The organism is Citrobacter sp. RHBSTW-00881 (assembly GCF_013728515.1).
In the GTDB taxonomy this organism is placed as follows: Bacteria; Pseudomonadota; Gammaproteobacteria; order Enterobacterales; family Enterobacteriaceae; genus Citrobacter; species Citrobacter braakii.
Genome location: NZ_CP056269.1, coordinates 4,028,126 through 4,051,879, shown reverse-complemented (window position 1 = coordinate 4,051,879; position 23,754 = coordinate 4,028,126). Strand labels below are relative to the sequence as shown.

Genomic DNA, 23,754 nt, shown 5'->3' with positions numbered 1-23,754 from the left:
CTGAACCCGCCATAAAAGCGGATTCTTTGCGGACAAAATCGCTCCTTCATCGTTTTAACCACACCGATCCTGCTCATATTGATTCCCGCCTGCTACTGATGAAAGAGTTGCTGCCTGAATGTGGGGAAGGGGTATCTGTCACCACGTCTTTCCACTGCAGCAGGGGGTATAACATTCGTAAGCGTCGTCTCAGCACCGTCTGGCAGATCCTGAAATTCCTGAGAGGATAGTGGACACCAAATATGGTGGACACTATCCATGAAATCATTAACCACAGTGCGTAAAAAAAGCCCTAATTATCCCGTTGAGTTCAAAATCAAAATGGTTGAACTCTCGCATCGACCAGATATCCGAGTCTTTGCGTTTGCCAGCGAGGATAAGGAGTACCAACCGTTACTCGATGATATTCTGGATGGTCCAATGGTTGGGCGTTTTGATACTGAGGAAGCCGGAAAGGCTTTGATCGATGGTGGATTGATTGAGCGTTTGATGTCAACTATCATGCCCTTTATCACTTCAGAGGCCCCTCTACCCGATACGCATCTACGTCGGGAAACAACCTGGTATTATCCACTGGAAGCTATTCGCGAAACTGTTGTAAATGCACTGGCTCATCGTGACTGGACACGCTTTGTTGAGATAGAGATTGGCTTGTATAGCAATCGATTTGAAGTTATTAGCCCAGGGGCGCTGAATAATTCGATGTCGATTGAAAAGATGGTTACAGGTCAGCGATCACCACGCAATACGATTATTATGGAAGTCTTACGTGATTATGGTTACGTTGATTTCAGGGGGATGGGAGTCAGGACAAAGATTATTCCACTAACACAGGCCATGAGTGGCCAACTCCCTGAGTTTACTGCAACAGATGATTACTTGAAAACAATACTTTATCGCTCACCATCTTCTTGATATATAAGGTCTGGCCTTTCCATCCATAAGAAAGGCCATTGCTGTAAAAAATAAATTACCCGCGACTGCAGCCGAAGCTACGGTCGCCATCTCCATATGCTTTTGTATCGAGTTTAGCTAGGTAGTCGAAGCGATTCAGTAATTTATTGTATTCTCCTTCAAAGTTAAAATCATTGACGTCTAAAATATAACGACAATTTTCAGGGTAGTGAACCAATCCCGGATAATCATCCAGTTCCAATCCCAGTGCGCTATACCATGCTCTTACAATCATCATCCTTAAATTTCTTTCAGCCTCATAATCACCTAAATGGTAATAAGCATCTTTATTAAAAAAAAGACCAAGGTGAAAGTGACATTTTCCTTCTTCGGAAAACTCCCGTGCCCAAACATGACGAACACGGTTTGGATATATTCTTTTGCCGTTAGCTGCTCTGGTTCTCTCATTGGCCTCCAACATGGCATTTAATGCATTACGGAAACGGGATATGGCACCAGGCTCTAGATTAGGAAAACAGCAAACAGTGTCACCTCTGTCTAAAATGGGTGGATAATGAACATCAACACGTAACGCCATTGTTCTGGGGAATTCACTGATAGCATCATTGACGACTCGTTCAATATGTTTTTTATAGGCGAGCACATGCTCACCATGGGAACCATGATATAATTCCATGTTTCGATCCTGTCGTTAGCCCTACGGCTTTGGATAGCCGTATATAGTAATATGATCAGACATAGCTGAATGTCTGTGGTTAGTTATATTAATTAACTGTTAATAGTAATGACTGTTATATAATACCTTTCCAACAATAAAACTTGTTATCAACCCATTACCCATGCAGTAAAATAATTAAAAAGCAACTCTGCAATTATAATCACCCAAAGATGCCGTTATCCCAGTGTCTTTTTACCGTGGAAATACTTATTCCTAAGATCTTTGCCACCTTGGATTGAGAGTAATGCTTAGCCTTCTCACTCTGAATTAAATGGGAATATTTACTTCCTTCAGGCCTTCCTAGAATTTTCTTTGATTTTGCTTTGTTAGTAGGCATCTTTTACCCTCATCAAGCTATTAGGTACTAACTCCATACTGTCGAGATGTATACAACTAAGTGGTTATGCTTAACATTGGTATCAGAAAGTATGGCTTACTTCACCGTTAAAGGGGTTAATAATGATGGCATCTCCTCCTTTCATCGCCTTTTGAGGTGTATCGCCTTCGGCAATCACAGGGACCATTACCGCTAGATCATTTGTGTAATAAATTGGTATCCAGCAATAGCATGATTGTTTAGGGGGAGTTTTATTTCTTTTCAATACTGCTTCAACTCCAAATGTAATAAGTTCAAAGATTGGCATAATCACAATGCTGCTCAAATCAAAAAAACAACCATCGTAGACTGTTTCCTTTATCAGTATGATATTAGATAACCCTCCTGCAATGAGATGTTTGTGGTTCACGCGCCGATCTGTGTAAATAAAAATTGCTTTTTTTACATTGAAACTTTTTATAATGTATGAGAGCTTTTCATGAATTAATTTTTTTTCGCTCTTACCCATCTTATCATGAGGTATTTTGTGCGCATAAAAATCTTGATCGACAACCTCGTTCCGGTGTCGAATGTGAGTGTTCCAGACGGAATAAAAAAACTCTTCGTAAGTTAATTTTGGCTCACCCCGTGCGATTGAGGGGGCCTTCTCTTCAAAAATACAGCCTAATGTTGACTCCAAAGTTTGAGCTATATGATATTGCGATGTTATTTTATTCAATGCTGGGGCTGTGGCGTTTAACAAAAATGATATCACCTCTGACCTAGAATATCCTTTTGCATTGCTATAGTCGTCAATTGCATCAATAGTTGATTTTTTGTTTGCGCTGAAAGTGATGCGTTTTTTCATATGTATCCTTGACTTTCGTTAATGTAAAATGTGATAAACGGTGTGATTTAGTATCTTTTATCGACGGATTGTTTCTGTTAATTAACCCAGCTATTCTTTAGAATAGCTGGGGAGTTATGATTTTGATGCTGCTGTTAATTACAATATACTGAGAAGGTTAATAGGAACCTATCAATGTCTTTGCGTAACCAATAATGTCGGCTGTTAATTTTCTTTGGGCGTGGTAAACCATTAGGCAGCTTGTCTTGGCAAAGCCATTTTCGAATTGTTTGGGCTTTAAGGTTTAATAGATGTGCTAACTCACTTGTGGAAACAAGTTCAGATAGAGATGTTCTGGATTGCTCATATATGCTCATGCTACCACCTCAATGATTGAGATGCAGGCATATACAAAAAGTAATGAAATTAGAAGGGAAAGAAAGGACCAAAAAGAAAACAAAAAAGCCAAGCTTGAATAAGCTTCAGGGTCAGGATCACTACCTTCGCTTGAGCCGGATGAGGTACTTTTAGTTGATTTAGACGCATTACCTTGCGAGTTTTCGGCCTGATTTTTGTGCGAGATGATACGTGCAAAAAAAACGCCCAAAGTTTTATGTCGATTGTTTTTATTGTATAAAGAGTTTTTTTCACTGAGGTGTCCAAGAGCAGCTCGAATCCTGATGTTCACCTGTCTTTCCTGAAATATGGACTCAGCACAGGTTTGTCGCTGCTTACTAGAACGAACAACTTTGATCTTACCCACGACCCGTACTATTCGAGCCTTTGAGCTGGTTTGCGCAGAACTCATCAAAGAATTAGACATAATGCTTTATCTCCTGATTTAAAAGTGGACGATGGAATTTAAACCTTAAAATACACTTATGTCAACGATGGATGTTGTTCTGTAATCTATTGATATTAAATGAAATCAACGCATATCAACGGTTATTTTTTTACAATATTTGCTTGCTGTAAGATCCACCTCTCAATTTTTTCATGCCATTTGCGCAACAGATCTAACGGACGACGGCGGTAGTGTTTTTCCGCCAGTGCACTTGGTTTGTGTCCCATAATTTGAGCAACAATACCTGTTGGCACTTCAACCCATTCAGCAAGAGTGCCAAAACTACGGCGTAAGCCGTGAAGGCTGATATGTGGTAACTCAGCTCGAGCTAACGCTCTGTTGTGTGCTGAACGCGGTTCAATAATTTTGCCACTTTTACTGTTACTTCTGAAAACCCAACCCTCCTTATTTACGTCAGAATTTGGGAATTGCGCTAGCGCACTTAACAGCTCAGAAACATAAGGAGTGAGAGGGATGATACGTTCGCCTTCGATCTTGTCTTTAATCCTCATGCTTGACCATTTGAAATCTACGTCAGACCACCGAAGTGACGCAATTTCTTCACGCCGTGCACCGGTGAGCAAAAGTACCTGGAGATAGGCCGATGCAATGGGATTATTGAGGCTACGTACGGCACTGAACCAGATTTTTAACTGTTCTTTTTGTAAGCAATCTCCCGCTTTACTCGCTGATACTGGAACCACTTTTCTCACGTTATGATCTTGTGCAATATCGCCATGGATTATTCCCTGATATTTTTTCTGGTAATTAGCCCATTTGATAAATGCACGCAACAGACGGTAGGCATGAGCAGTGACGGTAGGCCGATTTTGTCTCTCTGTACTTAGCCATGCGGCAATGTTCTCTGGTGTTAGTTCCGATAACGGTAGGTCGAGTAAGCTAGCCAATGGTCCAGCCGAGGTTGGGCCCCGGCCTCTTTTTTTACTTTCGCCTCCACGGCTGGACAAGTTAATGTGATCGGCAATGTATCGAGTAGAATATGGGCGTTTAGTTTTTGCGCTGATTCCGGCTCTCAATTCTTCAAGGTAATCTTCCCAAGCGCTTGTGAAGGTTACCTTCGTTTTACGAGATTCAGCCTGCTGTGATTCCGCTTCAGCAATTTTTTCTGCCTTAGCTATACGCGGATCTATCCCTGTATCGATTAATGTTTGCAGCCGCCTGGCTTCGGCCCTGGCATCATCAATTCTCCAATCGTTAATGTTGCCAATGGTCATGCGAAGGGTTTTTCCCGCATATACGCTTTGGAACACAAAAGCTTTTGTTCCGCGAGTTGCCCTACATGCCAGGGAAGTTACGTCCGCATCCCAAAGAAATGCCTGGGTTTTTCCTTCAGATAAAGCAAATTTTCGAATGCGCTCGAAGGTGAGTTTTTGTCTTGGAAGTGCCATTTTGGGGCTCCAGATGAGAAATGTTACATCACCATAATGTAACGGCTAGTGTAAGTAAAATGGGGGAATAAACATCAACGCGTGTCAATTTTTATCAACAGGTGTTTTTCATAACACAATGTTTTATAATGAATTGCTTGTTTTAATAGTAGGTTTTTAAAGGGGTGAAAATATAATAACATCGCATTCGTAATGCGAAGGTCGTAGGTTCGACTCCTATTATCGCACCATTCAATCAAGCAGTTATAATCCAGTCTCTTCAGTAAAACTCTCTGATTTTCTTCTCGCGTACTTGTTTAGCATTCTATAACCTCTCGTTTTCTTTCAGCCCATTGAGCACGCCGATTGCAGCATTACGTTTAGGAATTCGCATCCGGGGTGATGCCTTGTCAACCGATGCGGATCTGGCTGCATTTCATGGTCTGCGTATTGCCGACATGCGCCAGCCGATTAACACGCAGTGCCTTGTAGGCCGTTGGGAGACATTCCAGCGCCTGAACGTCGCTTGAGAATGTGCGCTGGCGGGTGAAAACTTCTCAGCAGTATGAAAAAACGTCCTCCGCTGCGGGGAATTGATAGTTATTCCCGCCAGCACACATAGAAGAATTGATTGAGGGAAAATATGGAGCAGCAATGCCAAAGCAGTATCAATTTCCGCCCATTCGTTGGCTCAAAATACGCCAATAGCCGTTATGGCGTTCGGGTGCTGGTATTGGGGGAGTCGCATTATGCTGATGAGTCCGATGTCGCTAACGATTACACGCAGCACGTTGTTGAAACGCACGCTTACTGTGCTGGCATTCCGTTTTTCTCTAAGCTCACAGCCGTTTTGCGTGGTGATACCTCATATCCAACGGACGAAGAACGGTTTGAAACCTGGCAGCATGTCGCTTTTTACAATTTCGTGCAGGAGATTGTTGGCGAAGGCTCGCGAATAGCGCCAACCCCAGAAGCGTGGAATGCTGCACAAGCGCCGTTTCTTGACGTTGTCCAGGAGCTCAAACCTGATGTCATCCTGGTGCTAGGTAGCCGCCTATGGGATAAGGTGCCAAATCTTCCGCCAGAATACCCAGTAGTATGGTGCGGAATCACACATCCAAGCGGCGGAATGGCCTATGAATCGTCAATTGCTACGCTGGTTGAGTCAATTGCGAAGGCTGGTGGCACGTTTGCCAAGAGAGAAGAACAATTATGATTAATTTTCGCCATCATGTCGCCACGTATGGTTGGAATCATTGCACGCACCCCAACATCTTGCTCTTGCCCTATCTGTGGAAATCAGCGTGAGCACCACGGTATGAGATGGCAGGAGATTAACGACCGCTTGCGATATACCGATTAGCAGGAGGAGAAATGCACCATGACACCACCGGAGAACATTTGTAAGTACCTTAATTGGAGCTTACTTATGTCTACATTTAATACCCGTAAAGACCGTGATCGCCACGGTAAACCATTGCCACATTGGCGCGTGCAGTACGCCACTCGCTGTCGTGTAAAGCATATTCACTATGCCGACCGTTATGGCGACAATGCGCCCCGATTGAACTACAGCAAGAATCCAGGTTACTGGAACAACTTGTATACGACTCGCCGACGCCGAGCTGATGATCGCGCCCTGGCGCATGCTGTAGTGACAGGCGCAGATCCTGATAGTCTGCTTTGGTTGCCGAATAATCGCCCCCTGGAATATTACTGGTGAATCTCAAACCCGCTGCGGCGGGTTTTTTATCCCTGGATTAACACCACCTCTTATTAAAGTGGTTAGCAGTAGGTATTGGTTTTGAAATGGAGCTAATCATCTTTTTTAGTGCATAAAATGAGTGCTTACGTCCCTTTTAAAATGTTCTCAAAATCAGAGCTGCTTAGATCAGGTGTTGAGCACAACATATCTCTGGCCAATGCCCGGCGACGCTGAAGGAGTTCGTCTAGCGTTTCTTCAAACGTCGTGATTTCAGAGTCCATTACCGTCGGATAATACACATATACATCCTTTGTCTGGCCGATACGGTAAGCGCGGTCAGTTGCCTGATCTTCTTTTGCCGGATTCCAACAGCGGGTGAAATGAATAACGTGGTTGGCTTTCTGCACGTTAACTCCAAATCCAACCGCGACGGTGGAGAGAATAATCACGCCAAAACCGGGTTGGGACTGGAAATCATCAATCAATCGCTGGCGGCTATTCTGGCTATGACTTTTAGTGCTGGTGTCGCCATTGATGATCACCGGACGGAAACCGAATCGCTGTTGAATAGCATGCTGTATCTCGCGCTGGAGATCGCGCAGTTCAGTAAAGATGATTACTTTGTCTTTGCTGGTGTGCTTAATTTCATCCAGCGTTTTCAACATCCAATTAAGCTTGGGTGACCCTTCCCGATAACGAGGCTCGGGGTTAACGACTGCCGGGTGTGCGCAAATGAGTTTAAGACGATGTAACAACCCCAACATCCCCGAGCCTGCTTGCTGCATTCCTTCACTAAGGGCCTGCTGTTGTTGCCAGTTCGCTATCGAAGAAAGATACAGTTGCTTTTGAGGGCCAGAAAGTGGCAGTTGCTTACAACTGACAACTTCGATTTTTTGCGGCAAATCGCGCGCAACCTCTTCTTTAGTCCGGCGTAATGTTTGTGGTTCAATCAACGCTCGTAAACTTTCAAGCTGCACTGTATCCCGGCCCGCTTCGTTCTCTATCGGGCGAACATAGTGTTTGCCAAATTCATTGAGTGCGCCTAACAGGCCCGGCTGAGCGAAATCAAAGAGGCTCCACAGGTCTACAAGCGTGTTTTCGACTGGCGTACCGGTGCATGCTACTTTGAATCTTGCTTGAATTGCATTGGCTGCATGAGTGATTAATGCTGCCGGGTTTTTTATTTTTTGTGCCTCGTCGCAGACCATGATGGACCATGGCTGGCGCGCCAGTGAGAACTCCTGATCGCGAAGCGTTTCGTAGGTTGTCAGAATGATTTTCGCCTCACCCTGCCAGCCGGGTTTAAGCAGATTTTTGATCCCCTGAGACTGCAGATGAACAGGAATAGCCTGTTTCGGGTATTTCACCGCTTTGATGGTATCGCCATATAATTTCAACACTGAAATCCCGGCGGTATAGAAGAAATTATCCAGTTCACGTTCCCAGTTATCCAAAAGAGAAACGGGGGCAACAATGAGGCTGGGTGGCTCGCCAGGGAATTTTTCATTGAACCAGACCAGGAAGCTCAGGATTTGCAGCGTTTTCCCCAGTCCCATATCATCTGCTAGCAGGCAACCTGCGGTTTCCTGAGGTGAACGAAGAAAAAGCTGCTGAAGCCAGGCCACTCCTTCACGCTGATGGTCTTTGAGCCGGATATGCTCTTTCAGACTCAGTGGAATTTCAGGTTCAGCATGGCGTGCATTAAGGAGTGAATCTCGGCGTTGTTTGATATAGGCAGCTTCTTCAATGTTCTGTTCAATTTTGAGCACTGCCCGGGCTGCTTTTTCAACAACATTGCCCTCTGATTCGTGTGCTGAATTTTGCTGTTTTTCCCAGTTCTTACTGAATGTTTTCGCTGCATCCAGTGGCAGTTCAGTCTCATTCCAGGGGGCGATGATATGCGTTTCGCCAGTTGCTTCTGCCTGGGTGATTCTCTCCTGCAGTTCATCGAAATGTTGCTGGTTATCAGGTTGCCAGCCAGTCAATGTTTCGACCGAAAATGCGGAGAAATCGATGTCATCAGGGAGCCAGTTTTCGCTTTGTGCCTTGGTCAGCCAGGGTGAGGATATTTTTTCGAATTCACCGATGCCAATGACGCGATCGCCATATTTACCAAGATCCAGAACATCGCTAAATTCTTTACCCTCAACTTCCTGTTGCCAACGTAACAACAGCGACTGGCAATCATGCCATTGCTGTTCAGTGAACTGGCTCAGCTCCAGTTCGTAACCCTGCCAGGAACCTGCTGGCATTTGTGCGGCAACACTTATCCCTACGGCCTGAACAAATTTATCTAACTCCCATGGAGCAGAAAAGAGGAATGATACCTCAGGTTGCGGCACCGGTGAGACAGGCTCCAGCACTAGCGTAATGCTCTCTATCTTATTCTCATCATTGATTTGGGGTTGAAGCCTAAAGTGATGAAAGAAAATATGGGCATCAAATAGTGCTTGTTCGTGTTCCTCGGGAGCAATAACACTGGCGGCATCTTCGCCCAGGAAAGTATAGGGATTGCGAACAAAGGAGAGAGCTTCACTTCCGGCCACCCGGCGGCCGGGAATTGAGTGTATTGAATTCAGGACTTCTTTTACTTCAGGTGGGATGATGACGTGGCTGAGTTCGCCGTTCTCTCCGGGAATACGATAGCTATCGTGGACCTGTGAGTTCTTGTCAAAACTGCCCAGCCAGTTTGCGGGCTGATCCTCGAATTGGGGTTCAATCTCGATAACGGCAGTATCAGCAACCGTAGTCTTACGCAGGCGTAACGACAATGAAGTGGGTTTGATGACGTGCGTTTTTTCTAAATAATCATCAAATTTAGCAGCGGCCTGTTTCGCGCATTTGCGAATTTTGGCCCATCCCAGTTGGTTAGTGGTTTCGCCGGGAGTCTGAGTTTGAAGCATGCTGAGCTGCTCGGTTGCCTGCAAGAGAGCCCAGTTTTCTCGTGATAACAGATACTGCTGATTTTCATGAGTAAAAATTGCCCCGGTACGGCTGAAACGGATAGTTTGACGCGCGGGAAGCGTGGCCCATTCTGCAATCCAGACGCGGAAATCATTATCGCTTAGGGCTCCTTGCGAACTCAAACTTGCACGTAGGGGCAAAATCTCAGGCACACCAATCAAAGGTAGACTGCTGGCATGTTCTTCATCTTCCAGCAGGCGATACAGCGACTCCCAGCTCAGCAGCCAGCGGTCTGTTAGCGATATCAGATAGTCCTCTTCCGCTAACTGTTCCAGCCAGGATGCCAGCGCCCAAAGCCCCGGGTCATCAACCAACGATTGTGGAAAACTGAGCCCGTTTTCTTCAGCCAGGTACTGATTCTTCAGGTGGCGTTCTATCTGCTGACGGTCACCCGTCAGCTTACTTAACAGACGTTTCAGCATTATTTAATCCAGTAGCGATGCGGTTCTTTAGTTATGGGAGCGAAGCCGAGTCGGAGTAACTCTCTTTCCGTTGTGTCATCCGGTGTTTTGAGCTGTACAGACAGCACGCCACCTTTTTGTCGGTTATCGCTGACGATACATGCGGTGTTTTCAACCAGGCGCTGTATTGCTGTATCCCGCAATGGATTGATGATTTTGATATCAGATACCGGGGTGGGTGAGGGCGCTTTTTTATCAATAAATTTGACGGGCTCCTCAGCCATCCAGCGGATACCCAACTGACGCAGTTCATCGTCGTATTTCAGCATCCAGCCGGTGATCTGGGTCTTGTTATACCCTTCTGCTCGTGGAGTATGTGGAAGACGAAGAACATTACGGTATTTGTCTTTTAATTGGATATTGATATCCAATGAGTGTGATTCTGGATTAAATGGAGCTTGACCCACTCGGTAGGCATACATCGCGTTCCCCGTTCCGGAAAACTCAACAAAAATGTAATCGTTAATCTGCATGATCATGGCGTTATCGAAACTACGCCCACCGCGCAGATGGCTCAGGCGTCCGCGATTCTCCTCGCGGAATTTTACGAAGTCGCCACCGCGATCGTGCCAGGCATCCGGCCCCATCACGATACGGGTAAACCCCATCTGATTCGCAAAACGCAGCCAATAGTGCAGCCTGGCCTGATCGACATCGCCATTGCCGCGAAGCAGTTCAAAGAAGTGCATCAGATCTTGTTTTGCCAACCAGCCACGCACCATCGCCGCGACAGGTTCAGAAACATACTGATGCCACTTATTCTGCTGACTCTTGAGCTGCGGGTTATCCCAGTATTCCAGTGCGGCCTGTTTCAGGGCTGAATGCGCCTGATCGCGGTAGGTTGAATGATAGTAACGGGTTAGCGTCGCCGTCATGATGTCATCGCGAAAACGTACCCACTGCGCAGCCAGGCTTAATAGCCAACTGATTTTATCCAGATAATGAGGATCATCCAGAGTATCAAGCTGCGCCAGCAATACTGTGAAAATATGTTTCCACAACCAGCTACTATCGGGGATTTGCGCGATCTTTTCTAATGAAGAGAGTGAATTGCTTTCGCCGGCGAGTAACTGTTGGGAGATCACGCCGCCAGCCTGAGGTGTAAAGATATCGTGGTAAAACTCAATAGTTTTCATCCACGATTTTTCTCTGCGGATAGCGGACTTCACCACCAGGTAGCCCTGAGCGATGTGACCACGCAGCACGCACCAGTGCGGATTTGATTCCGGGGTCTCGTTCCTGTAAGCAAAATAGCTGGCACAGAGTGCAGCCCAATCCCGGCGTTTCAGCGTTTTGGTTTCGATCCGCTTTTTGATCGCACTGTTCACCTTGGGGAAAAGTTGCTCATCTTCCAGCAATATTGGCTGGTCGGGGTGCAGAGGGTCATTATCGACAAGGCCATAAAACACCATTCGCCACTCACGTTCGGTCAATTCTTCTGCTAGACGAAAACGACGCAGCGCCTCCAGCCGCATTTCATGAGGAGGAGGGGGAATTTTCTCTGCTTTATCAAACCGCTTTTCCATGTCGAGACCCGCAGAGGCCAGAGCATGAAAATCATGACGCAGGAAATTGTCATTCTGCTGGCTTGATGACAGCTTCGCGGCAATGCGTTGTGCAAGAGAGCTTAGGGCTGGTGTCATTGCGGCATCACCAACTGGCAAACTTCTTTATTCACAACAGGCGGGAAATCCACCTCGTCTGCGGCATCGTGCTTATCTTTCAGCCCGAAGAACTGCATACGCAACTCGACGCGGCGGCTGGCCTCTTTACTTTCCTTCGCGTTATTAAACGAAACTCCACCTGCGAGGAATAGCTTTCGAATTTGGATCTGCTGTTCTGCCGAAATGCTTTTTTGCAAAGGGCTACGGCTATCGAGCAAACTGCACATCACCCATTCGGAACGTTGCAGCGAGAGGTGTAAATTGTAGAGGTAAGAGCCGTCAGTATCGGTGAACCCTTCAATAACGATTTGCTTGAACCACTTTTTACCTTCTTCGCTGTCGGATGCTTCGAGCACCAGCGGAACGACATCCTGCAATGCTTTTTGTCCTTCAGCATTCAGGAAAAAACGGTTGTGGTCGAAACGGCCCGCTTCACCAAAGCTGATGCGGTTATCGTGGCAATCAACCACGATGGTTTTGTTCACACTGCGGGCATGCAGCTCCAGACGTTCACATAATCTGGAGATATCCTGTCCCCTCGTTTTTTCACCTTGCTCTGCACGCTGAATACGCTGGGTCACGGAGCTTAATGACGCCACCATGACGACCAAAAATAACACCATCATGGCTGTCATCAGGTCGGCATAGGAGATCCAGAAAGGCTTTTCGGCCTCGTCACTGCGACGTTTTTTAACGCCAAATGCATTACCAAACATCAGCGGTCACCCCTCAGGCACGAACTCGTGACAGAACATCATCAAGCTCGCTGACGCTTTCGCCGATTTGTTCAACGGAGCCAGCAAGCAGCGTAGAGGCTTTTGCCATTTCGACATCCAGTTTGCCCAGTGTTTTATCCAGACTGCGCGATACGCCCTCAGAGAAGTCTTCAAACCCTTTGCCGAGCACGTCGCTGACGTTTTCCATAAAGGTCTGTGCTTCACGGTTATAACTTTGCAGGCGTTCGGCATGCTGTTTAAGGTCAGTGATGAATTGGCTGCGCGTAGTTTGTTCAGACTGCGTATTGGCAGCAAGCAACTCCAGCATGGCGATGGATTTGCTAACGGCTTCCCGATTATTACGATAATCCGCCACCACAGAAGTGAGTTCGCTGGTGGCAAGTGAGAGGGATGATCCAGCCGATTGTGCTTTGTTCAGGACATCAGCCGTGAGGTTATTGGCTTCCGACACCCGATCGCCTGCGTGTTCAAAGCGTTCGGCCGCCACGCGCATTTTGTCCGCGCCGTTTTGCATATCCTGAATCTGTCGGTTGGTTTGTTCTGCGAGTTTGTTCAGTATTTCCGTTGTCCCCTGATGCTGGTTTGCAACGGTTTCAATCAGCTGTTTAATCTGATCGTCCACTTCACTCATCACGCGCTGCGTCTGCTCATGCAGCGATTGCTGATTTGCCTGCTGGTTTGAGGAGATCTGCTGTTGGCCTTTATCGATCTGGCCAAACAGGCTACCCAACTGTTCACCAAGCGCTTCAACAGAGGTGGCCATTTTTTCCATCGTGGCGCTCTGTCCCTGCTGCACTGAATTCTGTATAGCTTCAATAAAGGCAGACATGTGCTCTGCCTGAGCTTTTTCACGCGCCTCGCTGTCGGCAAACATTTTCTCCAGCTGTTGCGCCATACGCTCCCCAGCACCTTCGCCTTCAGCACCAATTTTGGCGACTGAGGACTGTAAGCTGGTGAGCATGTCATTCATGCCAGCCTGCATGGCCTGTTGGCCCGATTTCATTTCAGAGAGCAGTTGTTCAATTAACTGCGCACTACCCTGGCGGGAATCATCGCTGACCTGACGCATATCCTGTAGCAGAGCGGAGAACCCGCTTTGCATCGTCTGGATAGCCCCGACGGTTTGTCCCATCATTTCGTTGAGGTTGGTAAATTGCTGGCCAAAGGTAGTATCGAGTTTTGCCATAAATGCGGTCAGCACATCCTGCAGCATGTTCTGTACCATGCCGCTCTGATCGCCGCTGGCGGTCTGAACCGCACCCGCAATTTTATCCAGCGGTGACTTCAGGCTGTTTTCGATTGCGCCGCTGACCTGGTCAGCGAACTGTGCGCCTGATTCGCGGTAGGTGTTGCTTAATGTATTCGCGAGGCGTTCATTTTCAACTTTCTGACTTTCGGCGAGATGCAGCAGCATGTCACGAAGATCGGTGACCAGGCTCTCTTTCAGGTGGCGTGCCTGAGTGGCACTTTCATTGCTGGATTTAACCAGTGAGGCGAGATACTCCTCACCTACGCCGCTAACGTAGAGTTTGTCGATAGCAGCGGTAAACTTTTCGAGATATTTATAGCACTTGGCGATGGACAGTTTTTCAAGCCAGGTGACAAAAATGGAAGCGAAAATAGCCACGGCAGAACCAAGGAATGCGTACAACACATCGTGCAGCAAATTATTGACGCTGCTGGTGACCTGCTCTGGAGTGCTGGGGTCGAAGTGGTTCAGGCCGATCATCAGGCCATAAAACGTCCCGATGATCCCCACCCCTGTCAGAATGCCGGGCAGATGTTTGAAGAATTCGGTGTTAAGCGGAATATCGACCAGCTGTTGCTCTGAGAAGTAGCTGGCACTGGGTGCCGTTGCGCGGATCTGCGCGATTTTTTCTTCGCTCCCCACGAGCTCACGTTGCAGGTGCAACGACTCCTCAAACTCGCTCCAGGCGTGTTTGAGTTCTGGCTGTCTGAACAGGTTTTGCAAATGCTGAAGTTGCGCCTCTGGTTCATTCTTTTCAATGCTATTAATTGACTGTGTATATTTTTTCAGGCTGTTAACAATTTTTATGGCCCGAAATAAATAAAAGAAAATAAAGCAGGCAACGGCCAGGCCCACGATGCTGATTACAGTGAAGGGCACATTATGGGGCTCCACAGATGTAAGCGTCACTAAAAAGGAATTAAGCCAGGACATATTTTTACCCGTTGAATATATTAATCAGCATTCAAATTACCATCGACAACATTTTGATTACCTTTAATCAAAATTCATGTGTTGTGATAGTCATCGCCGCGCCGTGATCCGCAAACAACTCCGACCGTTCAGGGGATGAGCGGTGCAAGCAAGGAGATTTAATGGAATGGCGGTTTAGTTTCCTATTATTTAGCGATCAAAAGCAAATTTCTTTACGTTGTTTCGTTTGTAATCATTAACGTTCCGGGTATCATTTTGCGAACTGCATTCCAAAATGAATTTGCGATAAGGCATTTTTGCACTTTCGCTGCGATCTACCTCGAGGATTTTCATGAACAACGCCGAACAACAGTTTCTGAATGAGCTGGATAACAAATTCTGGAAGGCCGCCGACAAGCTGCGATCCAATATGGATGCCGCCAATTACAAGCATGTGGTACTGGGGCTTATCTTCCTCAAATATGTGTCCGATGCCTTTGAGGCCCGTCAGCAGGAACTCATCACCCTGTTCCGTGATGTCGGTAATCCCGACAACATCTACGCTATGTCGCGCGATGATTACGACTCTGATGAAGAGTATGCGCAAGCAATTATCAATGAACTGGAAGTGGAAGATTACTACGCAGAAAAGAATATCTTCTGGGTACCGAAAGCCGCACGCTGGGAAACGCTGAAAAACAAAGCCATGCTGCCGACCGGCACCGTACTGTGGGTAGATGAAACAACCGGACAAGACGTCAAACTGCGTTCTGTTTCCTGGCTGGTGGATAACGCGCTGGATGAAATCGAAAAAACCAACCCGAAGCTGAAAGGCATTTTGAACCGTATCAGCCAGTATCAGCTGGGCAACGAGGTATTAACCGGGCTGATTAATACCTTCTCTGATGCCAACTTCAGCAATCCGGAATATAACGGCGAGAAACTCAGCTTAAAGAGCAAAGATATTCTCGGTCACGTGTATGAATATTTCCTTGGGCAGTTCGCGCTGGCGGAAGGCAAACAGGGCGGCCAGTACTACACGCCAAAAAGCATCGTAACTCTGATTGTCGAGTGCTTACAGCCCTACAACGGCCGCGTCTATGACCCGGCGATGGGCTCCGGCGGGTTCTTTGTCTCCAGCGACCGTTTTATTGAAGAGCACGCGGGCGAGAAGCAGTACAACGCCGCTGAGCAGAAACATAAAATCTCCGTCTACGGCCAGGAATCCAACCCGACCACATGGAAACTGGCGGCGATGAACATGGCAATCCGTGGCATCGACTTTAACTTCGGCAGCAAAAACGCAGATACCCTGCTGGACGACCAGCACCCGGATCTGCGTGCCGACTTCGTGATGGCAAACCCGCCTTTCAACATGAAGGAGTGGTGGAACGCGAAGCTGGAAAACGATGTGCGCTGGAAATACGGCACGCCACCGCAGGGCAACGCCAACTTCGCGTGGATGCAGCACATGATCCACCACCTGGCGCCGAAAGGCTCGATGGCGCTGTTGCTGGCTAACGGCTCGATGAGTTCTAACACCAACAACGAAGGCGAGATCCGCCGCAACCTGATCGATGCCGATCTGGTGGAGTGCATGGTCGCGCTGCCAGGACAACTTTTTACCAACACCCAAATCCCGGCCTGCATCTGGTTCCTCACCAAAGACAAATCCGGCGGCAACGGTAAAGTCCATCGCAAAGGGCAGGTGCTGTTTATCGACGCCCGTCAAATTGGCTATATGAAAGACCGCGTGCTGCGTGATTTCAGCCGTGAGGATATCGCCAAAATTGCCGACACCTTCCATAACTGGCAGGCGGATAAAAACTACGAAGACGAAGCCGGGTTCTGCTTCTCTGCAACGCTGGAAGATATCCAGAAAAACGACTTTGTGTTGACCCCAGGGCGCTATGTCGGTGCAGCCGAGCAGGAAGAAGACGATGAACCCTTTGTCGAGAAGATGGCGCGACTGACGGCGCAGTTGAAAGATCAGCTTGAAGAGAGCGCGAAGCTGGAAGCGCAGATTAAGGCGAATCTGGGGGGGCTTGGTTATGAGTTTTGAGTTCATCGAAACTGAGTTAGGTAACTTTGTAGAGATAGTCACAAAAAAATGTGATGCATCTATTATAGATGTTACTAATTATATTTCCACGGAAAATATGTTGCCTGACCGCCAGGGTATAACTATTTCATCAGGTATCCCTGACGTCAACAAATTTAATTCTTTTGAAATAGGTGATACTTTATTTTCTAATATTCGAACGTACTTTAAAAAAGTATGGTTCGCCACATTTTACGGCGGTGTTTCTCCTGATGTGCTAGTATTTAGGGCTACGCATGAAAAACTCACAAATGAATATTTACATTTGATTTTAAGTAGTGATGACTTTATTAATTATAGCCATCTTACATCCAAGGGCGCAAAAATGCCCCGAGGTGACAAAGGGGCAATGCTGAGCTACAAAATCAAGCTTCCTTCTTTAAAATATCAAAAAAGATGTACAAAACTAATTTTTACGTTAAGTAAAAAAATTGATAGTAATAATCGCATCAACCAAACCCTGGAACAAATGGCGCAAGCCCTGTTCAAAAGTTGGTTTGTCGATTTTGAACCGGTGAAAGCTAAAATGGCGGTGCTGGAAGCGGGCGGTTCGCAGGAAGACGCAACGCTTGCTGCCATGACCGTGATTTCCGGGAAAGATGCTGATGCGCTGGCGGTTTTTGAGCGTGAACACCCTGAGCAATATGCCGAGTTAAAAGCCACGGCAGAGCTGTTTCCGTCTGCGATGCAGGAGAGTGAGTTAGGGGAGATTCCAGAAGGTTGGGATATTAAAAACATTAAATCAATGTCTGTTGCTCTGTCGAAAGGAACTACTCCAGCCAAGAAGGATTTAAGCTCAGAAGAAAATCAAAATATTAATTTTTTAAAGGTCAAAGATATTGGTGATGATGGCCGAATCAATTTTTCTAATCTGGATAAAATATCGAAACGCGTCCATGAGATGGTTTTAAAACGCTCGGTGCTTCAATCTAATGATATTCTTTTCTCAATAGCAGGTACTATTGGCCGAGTGGCTGTGGTTGCAAGTGATATGCTAGCTTGCAATTGCAACCAAGCGATTGCATTTATCAGGTTAAAGAATTGTGCGTCACATCTTAATTTGGTTAGGCTTAATTTGCAGTCACCGAGAATCCAACAAGAAGTTGAATCAAAAGTTGTCCAAGGTGTTCAGGCTAATCTTAGTTTGACAGCCTTAGGCGAGCTTGAGGTTGTCCTTCCTTCGGACTGTGTATTGATAGCTTTTAATAATGTTATTACCCCGATATGGGAACAAAAGTTATCAATTACCAAAAGTATCATGTTGTTAACCCAACTCCGCGACACCCTTCTCCCCAAACTCCTCTCTGGCGAAATCACCCTGCCGGAAGCCGAGCAGGCGGTAAGCGAGGCGGAAAATGTATAAAGTCGATACGCCAACCAACAGCCTGCATTCTCTGCAAGAGGTGTCGTTCAGCAGCCTCGGTTATACCGAGCGCTATCACCTGCAGGAGTGGCTGGCGAAGAACCCTCAGGCGCTGACCCGCGATAATGACGACGAACTGCTGATTATCCAGAAAGAGTTCGCCGGTTTTGACGACACCAAAGAGCGCCTCGACCTGCTGGCGATCGATAAACAGCGCAACCTGGTGATCATCGAAAACAAGCTCGATGACTCCGGGCGCGATGTGGTGTGGCAGGCGCTGAAATATGCCGGTTATTGCGCCAACCTGCGCAAAGATCAGATCCTCGATATCTTCCAGCTCTATCTTGATAAATACGAGCCGGGAGAAACCCGTCCAGCGGCGGAAGTGATGGCGGAGTTTCTGGAGTGCGAAAGTCTGGATGAAGTGCAAATCAACCTGAGCCGCACGCAGCGAGTGATGATGGTGGCGGCTAGCTTTCGCAAAGAAGTGACTAACACCGCGCTATGGCTGATGCAGTTTGGCCTGCGGGTGCAGTGTTTTAAGGTTAAGCCGTATAAATTCAACGACGATGTGTTCGTTGATATTCGCCAGGTGATCCCGACGCCGGAAGCCGAATCCTTCATGATCGGCATGGCGCAGAAGGAAGCAGAAGAGCAATCTACCAGCGGCGGAGTTAAAGCTATTCTGATGATCCGCAAAGCTTTCTGGACAAAAACCCTTGAGCGTCTTAAAGCCAGTTCCTGCTCGTTGTACAACAATATCAGTCCTTCTACCGACCATTGGATCAGTGCGGGTTCCGGTATCAGCGCCGTTTCATGGAACCTGATTTTCAGCAAAAAAGAGAGCCGCGTTGAGCTTTGGATTGCCAAATCCTCGGCGGAGAGCAATACCTTTGCATTTAACTGGCTCTATGAGCATAAAGAGGCGATTGAAAATACCTTTGGCCATGCGCTGAAGTGGGAGCCGTTGCCAGGCAAAAAATCGTGCCGAATCTCTTTCGCCACACCGGCAACCAGCCTGGATGAGAGCAACTGGCCTGCGATGATCGACTGGCTGCTGATCAACCTGACGGCGTTTGAAAAGGCGCTCGATCCCTTTATCGCCCCATTGAATATGGCGCTCAAAGATATTTCTAACGCGCCGGAAGAAACGGAAGAACCTGAGACAGAGGAAGCCTGATGCTGAGCGAAGACGATTTAGAACAGCAGTGCCTGAAATGGTTTGCTGAACAGGACTGGGAAGTGCTGCATGGGCCAGATATCGCGCCGGATGGCGACAACCCGCTGCGAGCCTCATTCCATGATGTGTTTCTGCGCCCGGTAATGCTGGAGCAGTTGCAAACCATCAATCCCCATCTCCCTGTTTCTGTGCTGGAAGAGGTGGTACTGCGTATTACCCACCCCGAAAGCCCGGATCTGGTCGTCAGCAATAAAGCCTTCCATCACTTGTTGCTCGACGGCGTACCCGTTGAGTACAAGCGTGAAGACAAAACGGTTCACGATAAAGCGCTGCTGATGGATTTTAACCATCCTGGCAATAACCGCTTTATGGTCGTGAATCAGGTAGCTATTCAGGGGATAAAACAGGTTCGTCGTCCCGATATCATTGGCTATATCAACGGCCTGCCGGTGGCGGTGATTGAGCTGAAAAGCCCGATTGATGCCAATGCCGATATCTGGGCTGCGTTTAACCAGCTGCAGACCTATAAAAACGAACTCAGCGACCTGTTTATCTGCAACGAAGCGCTGGTGGTGAGCGACGGGCAAAATGCCCGTATTGGCTCACTGACCGCTGACGAAGAGCGTTTTCTGCCGTGGAAAACTGTATCTAACGAAGACGATAAACCGCAGTTCGACTGGCAGCTTAAAACCGTGGTACAGGGCTTCTTTAACCGTGCGCTTCTGCTTGATTACATTCGTTTCTTTGTGCTGTTTGAGAGCGACGGTAAACGGCTGATCAAGAAGATTGCCGCCTATCACCAGTTCCACGCCGTGCGTGAAGCCGTCACGGCAACGATTGTGGCGTCTACCGGCAAACATTTGCCGCTTCGCAGCAACATTACCCCCGGCAGTAAAAAAGCGGGCGTGGTATGGCATACCCAGGGTTCCGGCAAAAGTATCTCCATGTGCTGTTATGCCGGGAAACTGCTGCAACAGGCGGAGATGAACAATCCAACCATCGTGGTGGTGACCGACCGCAACGATCTCGACGGGCAGCTCTACGCGACCTTCTGCCAGGCGCAGGATTTACTGAAGCAAACGCCGTTGCAGGCCAACGACCGCGACGAGTTGCGTGAACTGCTCAATGCCCGCGAATCCGGTGGTATTATCTTTACCACTGTGCAAAAGTTTGCGCCGCTGGACAATGAACAGAGCCACCCGGCACTTAACTCACGCAGCAACATCGTGGTGATTTCCGATGAAGCCCACCGCAGCCAGTATGGCTTGAGCGCCACGCTGGACCGCGAAACCGGGGTCTATAAATACGGTTACGCCAAACACATGCGCGATGCGCTGCCGAATGCGTCGTTTATGGGCTTTACCGGAACGCCGATTGCGTCTGAAGATAAAGATACCCGTGCCGTGTTCGGTGATTATGTCTCTATCTACGACATTCAGGATGCGGTGGATGACGGCGCGACGGTGCCGATTTACTACGAATCCCGACTGGCAAAACTCGACTTGAATCATGAGGAGCTGGAAACGCTCTCCGATCAGGTGGATGAGCTGGTGGAAGACGAAGAGACAGGTCAGCAGGAGAAAACTAAAGGTGACTGGAGCCGTCTGGAAAAGCTGGTGGGTTCAGAGCCTCGCATCAAACAGGTCGCCGCGGATCTGGTTCAGCATTTTGAAACGCGCAATGCGGCCATGAACGGCAAAGCGATGATTGTCGCTATGAGCCGTGATATTTGCGTGAAGCTCTACAACGCCATCGTAGAGATCCGTCCGGACTGGCACAGCACGGATGTCGAGCAAGGTGCTATCAAAGTCATCATGACCGGTTCTGCGTCTGACGATAAAGATCTCCAGCCCCACATCTACAACAAGCAGACTAAAAAGCGCCTTGAAGCTCGCTTTAAAGATTTGAACGACCCACTGAAGCTGGTGATCGTCCGTGATATGTGGCTGACCGGGTTTGATGCGCCGTGCTGCCATACCATGTATATCGACAAACCGATGCGTGGTCATAACCTGATGCAGGCCATCGCACGTGTTAACCGCGTGTTCCGCGATAAGCCCGGTGGGCTGGTGGTGGATTACATCGGTATCGCCAACGAGCTGAAGCAGGCGCTAAAAACTTACACGGATTCGAAAGGGAAAGGGCAGACCACGGTGGATGCGCGGGAAGCCTTTGCCATTCTGTTAGAAAAAATCGACGTCATTCACGGGATGTTCGCGCCGTCAGCAGGAAAACCCGGCTTTAGCTACGAAGGCTTTTCTCGCGATCCATTAGCGTTTTTACGTGATGCCGTGAACTACATTTTGGGTCTGGATGACGGTAAAAAACGCTACCTCGACGTTTCACTGGCGATGAGTAAAGCCTGGTCACTCTGTAACACCCTGGACGAAGCAAAACCCCTGCAGGAAGAGTTCGCGTTTCTTTCGGCGGTCAGAGTGGGGCTTATCAAACTTGATCCGAAGGCAAAATTTAGCCAGTCTGAGAAAAACTCTCTCTTGAGCAAGATTCTCGATAACGCGGTTGTCGCTACAGGGGTTGAGGATGTTTTTGCCCTGGCCGGGTTGGATAAACCCAATATCGGGCTACTGTCGGATGAATTCCTGGAAGAAGTGCGGGAGATGCCGCAGCGCAACCTGGCGGTGGAACTGCTGGAAAAACTGTTGAATGACGGTATCCATGCTCGCTCCGGAAACAACGTCGTGCAGCAGAAGAAATATTCTGACCGCCTGAAAGCCGTGCTGCTGAAATACAATAACCGGGCGATTGAAACCGCGCAGGTGATTGAAGAGCTGATTCAGATGGCGAAAGCGTTCCAGGAAGCGATGGCGCGCGATGATGCGCTGGGCTTAAACCCGGATGAAATCGCCTTCTACGATGCCTTGGCAGAAAACGAAAGTGCGGTGCGTGAACTGGGTGATGAAACGCTCAGAAAGCTGGCTATTGAGGTCACTCGACAGTTACGGAAATCCACCACCGTTGACTGGCAGGTTCGTGAAAGCGTGCGTGCGCGACTTCGTATTCTGGTACGCCAGACGCTGCGTAAATACAAATATCCACCGGATAAAACGGCAGGTGCTGTGGAGCTGATTTTGAAGCAGGCCGAAGTGGTGTCTAATAGCTGGACTGTCTAAAACGTTCATCGATTATCTTGGCGGAGGTGGTTCAATGTCGGTTACTGTGACAGTTGAAAAAGTAGGTGCGGCATTTGCATTGATCAAATGCCACCATAGGCCTGAAGCGGAATATGAATTTACTGGTGAGTTTCTCGGGCTTTCACACGAGCTGAAGTTTGCAGGGAAAAATTTACGAGAACTGAGAGACACTGGCTGTTCTATTTATGATATTTATCAGGAAGAGTATGGCATGACCTTACTTCCTGACTATCCCGGCATTAAACTCGCCGAAATACTTGCGACCTCACATATAGGACTGAATAAATTTTCGGTTTACATGGGATGTTGCGAGCAAGAGATAGTTGAATTGTTAATCGGTTCAGTTTCTCTGACTAAAGCTATGGCGCTCCGCTTATCGCATGTGGTCGGTGGAAGTTGGTCAAAATGGATGTTAATTCAAGAGCAATTTGAATTACAGGTGGCACAACGAGAGATCAAAGAATTAATGATTTTGACTAATTTGGGGGATGAAATTGTTGGGCTATAGCCCAACAATTTCAATGAGATGTGCGATCTGCCAGCAAATGAATCAATAAACAACGCCAAAGTATTTTTCAGCACAAGACTGGCAGCATGAGTTGCTGTGCATCCAACCGTTAATTTTGTACTGGCTGTATTGTTCGCACTGCCTGATATATGTTTTTCTTTTCAGCAGCTTCTTCACCTGAGCAGTGATTTGCTTTTCTGTTGAGTCTGCTGGTAGTTCGACAAATACGACTTCATTTGGGATCGGGTTATGTCCATCCCAACTAACGTTTGTGACTTTAATCTGAATTGGCTGCCCAGCAGTCATTTCAACATTGATGACGTTGTGAAGATTTTCAGGAATTCCGTACATTGTCCGCTTCATCAAGGGAATGCCAGAGCATCTTCAATTCATCTTTTGGTAACCAACATTCACGAAGTTTACCCATAGATGCTCGCTGGGTTGTGGTCGATGAGCCTCTGGAGACTGGAGTCATGTTTAAGATGATGAGACTTTTCCGGACTCCTGCAGGCAACTTGTCGGTCTTGGGTGATTACCTTCGGCTGTTCCATCTCTTTCTCGCGTACTTGCTCGCGCACTGGTTTAGCACTCTATAGCTTCTCATTTCCTTTCCGCTCTTCGAACACGTCCATTGCAGCACCACTCTGCGGTTTATAGAAAAGCTTGGTGCTAACCAGGGTTTGGGTACAGCCATGCTGCTTTTGTGCGAACGAATAAAGACTCCCCGAAT

The 23,754-nt window shown here is 47.6% G+C and carries 19 protein-coding genes and 1 pseudogene; 10 read left to right on the top strand and 10 right to left on the bottom strand.

All coding sequences use genetic code 11. The annotated features are described in order from the left end of the window. Nucleotides 1–26 precede the first annotated feature (26 nt). Together HV311_RS28310 and HV311_RS19485 are read left to right on the top strand one after the other, a co-directional pair. Nucleotides 27–230, top strand: coding sequence for a maltose acetyltransferase domain-containing protein (locus tag HV311_RS28310; RefSeq protein ID WP_191220338.1), 204 nt, complete (start codon nt 27–29; stop codon nt 228–230). Nucleotides 231–258: 28 nt separating this feature from the next. Next, complete coding sequence (locus HV311_RS19485; RefSeq protein WP_003029581.1) at nt 259–915, top strand: ATP-binding protein; 657 nt, start codon at nt 259–261, stop codon at nt 913–915. Nucleotides 916–970: 55 nt separating this feature from the next. Here the strand turns inward: HV311_RS19485 and HV311_RS19480 are convergent, their stop codons facing one another. From HV311_RS19480 to HV311_RS19460, 5 genes and pseudogenes are all read right to left on the bottom strand, one after another. Then, nucleotides 971–1,591 carry an inovirus Gp2 family protein gene (locus tag HV311_RS19480; RefSeq protein WP_003029579.1) on the bottom strand — a complete coding sequence of 207 codons (621 nt, stop codon included), beginning with the start codon at nt 1,589–1,591 and terminating at the stop codon, nt 971–973. A 461-nt stretch (nt 1,592–2,052) separates the two neighbouring features. Continuing rightward, nucleotides 2,053–2,817 (bottom strand): hypothetical protein, encoded by a 765-nt coding sequence (locus HV311_RS19475; RefSeq protein WP_003029576.1) that lies wholly within the window; start codon nt 2,815–2,817, stop codon nt 2,053–2,055. A gap of 134 nt (nt 2,818–2,951) precedes the next feature. Next, entirely contained in the window at nt 2,952–3,173 is a 222-nt protein-coding gene (locus HV311_RS19470; RefSeq protein ID WP_003847740.1) for a helix-turn-helix domain-containing protein, read from the bottom strand. Then, a complete protein-coding gene (locus HV311_RS19465; RefSeq protein WP_032296090.1) occupies nt 3,170–3,619 on the bottom strand; it encodes a hypothetical protein in 450 nt (149 codons plus the stop codon). Before HV311_RS19465 ends, HV311_RS19470 begins: the two co-directional genes overlap by 4 nt. Nucleotides 3,620–3,724: 105 nt before the next feature. Further along, nucleotides 3,725–5,064: pseudogene (locus tag HV311_RS19460) on the bottom strand (tyrosine-type recombinase/integrase). A gap of 371 nt (nt 5,065–5,435) precedes the next feature. Here HV311_RS19460 and HV311_RS28065 point away from each other — a divergent pair. The 3 genes from HV311_RS28065 (at nt 5,436) to HV311_RS19450 (ending at nt 6,751) form a co-directional block, all read left to right on the top strand. Next, complete coding sequence (locus HV311_RS28065) at nt 5,436–5,558, top strand: hypothetical protein (protein WP_265096094.1); 123 nt, start codon at nt 5,436–5,438, stop codon at nt 5,556–5,558. A gap of 113 nt (nt 5,559–5,671) precedes the next feature. Beyond that, complete coding sequence (locus tag HV311_RS19455; protein WP_191220337.1) at nt 5,672–6,244, top strand: hypothetical protein; 573 nt, start codon at nt 5,672–5,674, stop codon at nt 6,242–6,244. Nucleotides 6,245–6,457: 213 nt separating this feature from the next. Beyond that, nucleotides 6,458–6,751: a hypothetical protein gene (locus tag HV311_RS19450; protein WP_191220336.1), complete on the top strand. Its 294-nt coding sequence runs from the start codon at nt 6,458–6,460 to the stop codon at nt 6,749–6,751. A gap of 125 nt (nt 6,752–6,876) precedes the next feature. Here the strand turns inward: HV311_RS19450 and zorD are convergent, their stop codons facing one another. The 4 genes from zorD to zorA1 are packed head-to-tail and all read right to left on the bottom strand — an operon-like array spanning nt 6,877 to nt 14,741. After that, nucleotides 6,877–10,119 carry a type I Zorya anti-phage system protein ZorD gene (gene zorD / locus HV311_RS19445; protein ID WP_191220335.1) on the bottom strand — a complete coding sequence of 1,081 codons (3,243 nt, stop codon included), beginning with the start codon at nt 10,117–10,119 and terminating at the stop codon, nt 6,877–6,879. Further along, the gene (gene zorC, locus HV311_RS19440) at nt 10,119–11,801 is read right to left on the bottom strand and encodes a type I Zorya anti-phage system protein ZorC (protein ID WP_191220334.1); all 1,683 of its coding nucleotides are present in this window, start codon (nt 11,799–11,801) and stop codon (nt 10,119–10,121) included. Before zorC ends, zorD begins: the two co-directional genes overlap by 1 nt. After that, complete coding sequence (zorB1, locus tag HV311_RS19435) at nt 11,798–12,538, bottom strand: type I Zorya anti-phage system protein ZorB1 (RefSeq protein ID WP_115191222.1); 741 nt, start codon at nt 12,536–12,538, stop codon at nt 11,798–11,800. The genes zorC and zorB1 overlap by 4 nt, the downstream gene beginning before the upstream one ends. Before the next feature lie 13 nt (nt 12,539–12,551). Then, the gene (gene zorA1 / locus HV311_RS19430; RefSeq protein WP_191220333.1) at nt 12,552–14,741 is read right to left on the bottom strand and encodes a type I Zorya anti-phage system protein ZorA1; all 2,190 of its coding nucleotides are present in this window, start codon (nt 14,739–14,741) and stop codon (nt 12,552–12,554) included. Between the two features lie 331 nt (nt 14,742–15,072). On the opposite strand from zorA1, the gene HV311_RS19425 reads away from it, so the two are divergent. The 5 genes from HV311_RS19425 to HV311_RS19405 are packed head-to-tail and all read left to right on the top strand — an operon-like array spanning nt 15,073 to nt 23,024. Further along, the gene (locus HV311_RS19425) at nt 15,073–16,782 is read left to right on the top strand and encodes a class I SAM-dependent DNA methyltransferase (RefSeq protein ID WP_191220332.1); all 1,710 of its coding nucleotides are present in this window, start codon (nt 15,073–15,075) and stop codon (nt 16,780–16,782) included. Further along, nucleotides 16,772–18,184, top strand: coding sequence for a restriction endonuclease subunit S (locus HV311_RS19420; protein WP_191220331.1), 1,413 nt, complete (start codon nt 16,772–16,774; stop codon nt 18,182–18,184). The genes HV311_RS19425 and HV311_RS19420 overlap by 11 nt, the downstream gene beginning before the upstream one ends. Further along, nucleotides 18,177–19,364, top strand: coding sequence for a DUF4268 domain-containing protein (locus HV311_RS19415; protein ID WP_191220330.1), 1,188 nt, complete (start codon nt 18,177–18,179; stop codon nt 19,362–19,364). Before HV311_RS19420 ends, HV311_RS19415 begins: the two co-directional genes overlap by 8 nt. Then, nucleotides 19,364–22,495 carry a type I restriction endonuclease subunit R gene (locus tag HV311_RS19410; protein ID WP_191220329.1) on the top strand — a complete coding sequence of 1,044 codons (3,132 nt, stop codon included), beginning with the start codon at nt 19,364–19,366 and terminating at the stop codon, nt 22,493–22,495. Before HV311_RS19415 ends, HV311_RS19410 begins: the two co-directional genes overlap by 1 nt. Nucleotides 22,496–22,529: 34 nt before the next feature. Beyond that, the gene (locus tag HV311_RS19405) at nt 22,530–23,024 is read left to right on the top strand and encodes a helix-turn-helix transcriptional regulator (protein WP_191220328.1); all 495 of its coding nucleotides are present in this window, start codon (nt 22,530–22,532) and stop codon (nt 23,022–23,024) included. 42 nt (nt 23,025–23,066) lie between these two features. On the opposite strand, the gene HV311_RS19400 is transcribed toward HV311_RS19405, so the two are convergent. Then, a complete protein-coding gene (locus tag HV311_RS19400) occupies nt 23,067–23,375 on the bottom strand; it encodes a hypothetical protein (protein ID WP_115190929.1) in 309 nt (102 codons plus the stop codon). Nucleotides 23,376–23,754: the final 379 nt, after the last annotated feature.

Bases quoted from the DNA above. Each gene is read 5' to 3' on its own strand.
- zorA1 (WP_191220333.1), bottom strand. From the start codon at position 14,741: ATGTCCTGGCTTAATTCCTTTTTAGTGACGCTTACATCTGTGGAGCCC.
- HV311_RS19465 (WP_032296090.1), bottom strand. From the start codon at position 3,619: ATGTCTAATTCTTTGATGAGTTCTGCGCAAACCAGCTCAAAGGCTCGA.
- HV311_RS19410 (WP_191220329.1), top strand. From the start codon at position 19,364: ATGCTGAGCGAAGACGATTTAGAACAGCAGTGCCTGAAATGGTTTGCT.
- zorB1 (WP_115191222.1), bottom strand. From the start codon at position 12,538: ATGTTTGGTAATGCATTTGGCGTTAAAAAACGTCGCAGTGACGAGGCC.
- HV311_RS19480 (WP_003029579.1), bottom strand. From the start codon at position 1,591: ATGGAATTATATCATGGTTCCCATGGTGAGCATGTGCTCGCCTATAAA.
- HV311_RS19405 (WP_191220328.1), top strand. From the start codon at position 22,530: ATGTCGGTTACTGTGACAGTTGAAAAAGTAGGTGCGGCATTTGCATTG.
- HV311_RS19425 (WP_191220332.1), top strand. From the start codon at position 15,073: ATGAACAACGCCGAACAACAGTTTCTGAATGAGCTGGATAACAAATTC.
- zorD (WP_191220335.1), bottom strand. From the start codon at position 10,119: ATGCTGAAACGTCTGTTAAGTAAGCTGACGGGTGACCGTCAGCAGATA.
- HV311_RS19450 (WP_191220336.1), top strand. From the start codon at position 6,458: ATGTCTACATTTAATACCCGTAAAGACCGTGATCGCCACGGTAAACCA.
- HV311_RS19485 (WP_003029581.1), top strand. From the start codon at position 259: ATGAAATCATTAACCACAGTGCGTAAAAAAAGCCCTAATTATCCCGTT.
- HV311_RS19415 (WP_191220330.1), top strand. From the start codon at position 18,177: ATGTATAAAGTCGATACGCCAACCAACAGCCTGCATTCTCTGCAAGAG.
- HV311_RS19475 (WP_003029576.1), bottom strand. From the start codon at position 2,817: ATGAAAAAACGCATCACTTTCAGCGCAAACAAAAAATCAACTATTGAT.
- HV311_RS19470 (WP_003847740.1), bottom strand. From the start codon at position 3,173: ATGAGCATATATGAGCAATCCAGAACATCTCTATCTGAACTTGTTTCC.
- HV311_RS19420 (WP_191220331.1), top strand. From the start codon at position 16,772: ATGAGTTTTGAGTTCATCGAAACTGAGTTAGGTAACTTTGTAGAGATA.
- HV311_RS19455 (WP_191220337.1), top strand. From the start codon at position 5,672: ATGGAGCAGCAATGCCAAAGCAGTATCAATTTCCGCCCATTCGTTGGC.
- zorC (WP_191220334.1), bottom strand. From the start codon at position 11,801: ATGACACCAGCCCTAAGCTCTCTTGCACAACGCATTGCCGCGAAGCTG.
- HV311_RS19400 (WP_115190929.1), bottom strand. From the start codon at position 23,375: ATGTACGGAATTCCTGAAAATCTTCACAACGTCATCAATGTTGAAATG.